Source organism: Clostridiales bacterium (genome assembly GCA_012512255.1).
In the GTDB taxonomy this organism is placed as follows: Bacteria; Bacillota; Clostridia; order Christensenellales; family DUVY01; genus DUVY01.
On the sequence record JAAZDJ010000060.1, the window covers coordinates 1 to 3,866 of the forward strand.

A 3,866-nucleotide genomic window follows, 5' to 3' on the forward strand; every position below is an offset into this window, starting at 1 on the left:
ACATCGCATCTTGGCTCGCCGCGTTCTAATTTCCAGCTCTTATAGTTATATGTTTCTCCGTTAGAATCGGGATTGACAACGTCTCTTGCCCAAGTGGTGTTGTTGATTTGCTATTTGCCGTCATTAAAGTTGGAGCTTAGCTCATAAGTCTTGCCCGACCAAGGAGATTTCCATATTTTGCCGTTAAGAAGCGTTGTGGGGTCGTTAGTGCGTTTTCTTCCAAATTCGGTAAAATATGTATTGCCGTCTTTATCATAATCCCAAATTAGTCCTTGAAGACCGTTAAAGTTATACATAGAGCCTTCGGGCGTGCATAACCAATTAATTATTTTCATACATAATTCAGGATAGCGGGTATCGGCGCCTATGGACCAAATTCTATTGCCGCCAAACGGGTTCATACCATAAGCAATAACATTAGCCTCATTAGGAACCAAAGCCAGCATCATTCTGTTATTAGCGATATTGTCATCCGAGTTAAACGCGTAAGAACCCGAATAATTAAATATTGAGAAGAATGTTCCTCCGTTGGTAACTTTTTCGCTCATATTATCATAAGTTTGAGTCATTGAGTTAGGGTCAAGCAACCCCGCCCTGTATAACCTGTTAAAGAATTTCAAAGATTCAAGATAAGGACCGCCTTGTTCCAACGCGCCATAGAATCTGCCTGTGTTAGGGTCATATAAGCCTATTCCGTGCTCGTCATAGCCATAATAAGCCGTAGCGAACGCCTTTACATACATAACCATATTTCCGTCCCAGTCAGGCCATAAAGAAACAGCGTAAGTATCTTTGCCAACATCGTCTTTGGGGCATATATTTTTCATTTCTACCAAAAGGTTATAATAATCGTTCAAATCATTTATTTCAGGTCTGCCCAATTCATTGTATAAATCCCATCTTATGTCCCAAGTATAAAAGAAGTTTTCGTGGTCATCGGCTGAAGGCGCGATGTTATGACCAATACCATAAATCTTGCCGTTTTCGTTTATTTCTCTATTAGCTTCCAAGGCTTGGCTCATATGTTCCAAAATATAAGGACCGTAATTTTTTAACAAATCTTCTTCTTCCCAATCAAAAAGCAAGCCGTTTTTTATAGCGTTTTTATATTCCGAGCCATTGCTTCCCCAAACCACAATATCGCCCAAAAAGCCGCTTTCCATTCGCGTTTCATAAATACCCTCGTCGTCTTTTATTATTACCATCTCCACTCCAAACTTATCTTCCAAAGCCGCGGCCATCATTCCGACTTGTTTGCCCGAGTAATTGGCAAGCTGGGAATAAACCTCTAACCGAATTAATTTTTTCTTCTTACACCCGCCGCTGCCCAAAACGACAGCAAAGCATAGCAAAACCGCGATTATAATTGAAAAAATTTTTTTGCTCGGTTTCACAATCATTTCCTCCTATATATTTTTTAAAATTGTCTTTTATATTTATCCTTTTACAGCGCCCAACATTATGCCTTTTACAAAATATCGCTGCATAAACGGATAAACGAGCATAATCGGGATTATAGAAACCATTGATATGGTGTATTTTACAATTCTTTCGTTAATTGAATATCTTGATATAATGTTTCCTTCCATAACTGTTCTAAGGTCCGAAGTTTTGGTCAGATACACATACAGTCTATGCTGCAAGGTGTATAACTCGGGTCTGCCCGCCATCAACACAAGCGAATCCTGAAAAGAGTTCCAATGCCCCACCGCGCCAAAAACCGCGATGGTTGCCAAAATAGGTATGCTCAACGGCCAAATAATTTTAGTAAAAATTTTTAAAGTGCCCGCGCCTTCTATAATCGCGCTTTCTTCTATTTCTTTGGGTATTGACTCTATATATGTCTTCGCCAAAATAATATTAAACGGCTGCACAATACCGGGAAGAATATACCCCAAATAATTTTCTGTCAAACCTAAGTTTAGCATAGTCAGATACCAAGGTATTAGCCCCGCGTTAAAATACATCGTAATAACGATAAATCTATACCAAAAACTTCTACCCCACATCTTTTGTCTTGTCGCCAAATATCCAGCGAAAGCGGACACAACCACCATTAAGGCTGTTCCTATTATAGCTCTTGACACCGTTACCCAGATTGACTTTCCAAAATCCGAGAGATTTTTTAGCACTATATAGTTATTCAAATGCAAGCCTCGCGGTATAAAGGTAATCAAGCCCCTTTGGACCAATTCGTTATCCGATATGGTGTTTATAAATATGTAATAAAAAGGAAACACGCAAAGAAAGGTAAACAATGCAAAGAAAGTAATATTAAATACATTAAAAATCTTATCTTTTGCGGTTTCTCTATATATGCCTTTTTTCTTTTTCTTTTTGGCTAAAACTTTGCTATCTATCATAAACCATTCTCCTAGATAATACTTTCGCCGTCTCGGAACACCTTAGAAAGCGAGTTAGCAATAAACAACAAGATTACGCTGATAATGGATTTTGACATACTGACGACAGTAGATATAGGAACGTTTCCATATCCGGCGTCCCTGCCAAAAACTAGATTATATACATACAAGTCAAGCACCTGAATTTTGTCTTGGTTTAGGGGGTTAGAAAACACCAAATACTGCTCCATTCCATTGCTCAAAATTCCGGCGATGGAAAGCAATAACAAAACGCTATAAGTGGGCAACAAACCAGGCACGGTTATATACCACATTCTTTGAAATCTGCCCGCGCCGTCAATCATAGCCGACTCATACAACTGCTGGTCAATGCTAGAAATACCCGCTATATAAATAATGGCGCTCCAGCCTATGCCTTTCCAAATGCCCCACAGCAACATCTTTAACCAAGTGCCTTTGGAACTCATAAGATAGTTAGTGTCAGAATGTCCTCCAAATATTCTTATAAGCTCGTTGATAAAACCGTCTTTATTAAACATAGCAAAGGCTACCGCGTAAACCAAAACCCAGCTAATAAAATTAGGAATGGTAGTAAATGTCTGAACAACTTTTTTGAATCGCACCTGTTTGATTTCGTTAAGGAAAATAGCGAACAATATGGGCAGCCAGCTTGTGGCAATGCCTAGTCCGCTCATTATCAAGGTGTTTCTTAAAACTAATAGCAATTCTTTTTGATATGCGCTGTTTTGCACAAAAAATTTAAACCATTTAAACCCTACAAATTCTGTCAGATCTTCGCCTGGTCTATAATAATAAAAGGAATATCTCCAGCCCCACAAAGGCAAGTATGAAAACACAAAGGTAAAAAATATTATAGGCAAAAAATATAGAAAAAGAGAATATTTCTCTTGAATTTTCATCCTATCTTCGCTTTCTTTTTTGCTTAAAAGCGCTTTTATAACAACCGAAAAAATCAAAATTAAAGCCGATAAAGCCGCAAAAAAATATAATTGTTTTTGGGAAACAAAGGCTCCACAAAATCAACTCTAGGGCTTTTTAGCAACATATTATAAGAGAGCAAGATACCGCCAAGCCCCAAAAACATAGTCAAAGACCCGGCTATAGGAAACCAAAAACCAAATTTTTTCATACGGGTATTGCCCAAAGACATACACCCGCCGGCGCCCGCTAAGGCGACGCCTATAATTATTATAATACTTGAAATCATGAGAAGGATAATCGTCCCTTCGCTTAGCCAACCGTTATCAAAGCCTCTCAAAAATCTTTTGGTCAAATCGTCATAAGAAATTCCTGTCGAGAACAAGGATAAGGATTTGTTAATTCTGTTAGAAATTCGGGCAGGATTAAAAGCCGGGAAAAAAATAACAGCGCAACTTATAATAATCAAAACCCTAACAATCCACAAACATACCCTAAGAAAAACATCTTTTGTCTGAGTTTTAGACCCAAATTGAGTCTTAGCGCTCGCTAACATTTATATTC

4 protein-coding genes are annotated in these 3,866 nt (G+C 38.3%); all 4 read right to left on the minus strand.

What is annotated here, in order from left to right; all coding sequences use genetic code 11:
• Nucleotides 1-110 precede the first annotated feature (110 nt).
• Genes GX756_03210 through GX756_03225 form a run of 4 tightly spaced genes read right to left on the minus strand, consistent with a single transcriptional unit; the run spans nt 111 to nt 3,789 of the window.
• A complete protein-coding gene (locus GX756_03210) occupies nt 111-1,394 on the minus strand; it encodes an extracellular solute-binding protein (protein NLC16868.1) in 1,284 nt (427 codons plus the stop codon).
• A gap of 42 nt (nt 1,395-1,436) precedes the next feature.
• Nucleotides 1,437-2,363, minus strand: a complete 927-nt coding sequence (locus GX756_03215; GenBank protein NLC16869.1) for a carbohydrate ABC transporter permease — start codon at nt 2,361-2,363, stop codon at nt 1,437-1,439.
• A gap of 11 nt (nt 2,364-2,374) precedes the next feature.
• Nucleotides 2,375-3,283 (minus strand): sugar ABC transporter permease, encoded by a 909-nt coding sequence (locus tag GX756_03220; GenBank protein ID NLC16870.1) that lies wholly within the window; start codon nt 3,281-3,283, stop codon nt 2,375-2,377.
• Nucleotides 3,284-3,342: 59 nt separating this feature from the next.
• Complete coding sequence (locus GX756_03225) at nt 3,343-3,789, minus strand: hypothetical protein (GenBank protein ID NLC16871.1); 447 nt, start codon at nt 3,787-3,789, stop codon at nt 3,343-3,345.
• Nucleotides 3,790-3,866: the final 77 nt, after the last annotated feature.

Coding starts and splice junctions, on each gene's coding strand:
- GX756_03215 (NLC16869.1), bottom strand. CDS start 2,363: ATGATAGATAGCAAAGTTTTAGCCAAAAAGAAAAAGAAAAAAGGCATA.
- GX756_03220 (NLC16870.1), bottom strand. CDS start 3,283: ATGAAAATTCAAGAGAAATATTCTCTTTTTCTATATTTTTTGCCTATA.